Below are 605 nucleotides of genomic sequence, written 5' to 3' on the forward strand. Positions count from 1 at the left end.
GAGATTCCGTGTCAAGGTCAACTTCGATAAAATAGCGGTCTTCATATTCTTCAGTAGCAGTTGCGGCGTAGAGGTCGGGCTTGAGAGAGCAGGATACCCCGGCACTGCTGTATGCCCGCCAGCATTCCGGCTCTAACTGTAAAGCGGTAATCTGAGGCTCATGTTCCCGGCAGATTTCTGTGAGCCGGATGGCAGTTTCTGCAACCGCCAGGGTATGGGCTAAGAAATATGGAGACGGTTCATAATGCCTGCGCATGGGGGACGATTTGCCGTCATGGAGCCGCAACAGGCGCTCGCCGGCGTGGGTCAGATGCCAGACGTATGAGCCTGATCCGGCCCTTACCCCGCCAATCCTCCGCGAGAGGCTGTCAACCAATCCAAATTCACTTAACTTTTTGAGACTGCGGCTGGCTGCCCTGAGTCCGGCAGATGGGTTAGCGGCATCGGTAAATAACAGCCGCCCTATCTGCCCGGTCATGAGGTAGCGGTACTGCTGCACCGCAGCGAGCAGCTGTCGGTCGCGCTCCCCCAGGCGGCTGTCAGTCTCCGTCAGTTGTCTTTTGGATACACGCTGGGGCGATTGGCTGTCAGTAACAGGGGTGCCG

The 605-nt window shown here is 57.5% G+C and carries 1 protein-coding gene; it reads right to left on the bottom strand.

What is annotated here, in order from left to right:
- On the bottom strand, positions 1-605 hold a 605-nt coding region (locus E5329_RS29290; protein ID WP_275443902.1), incomplete at both ends, for a replication-relaxation family protein.

The organism is Petralouisia muris (genome assembly GCF_004793545.1).
GTDB lineage: Bacteria > Bacillota > Clostridia > Lachnospirales > Lachnospiraceae > Petralouisia > Petralouisia muris.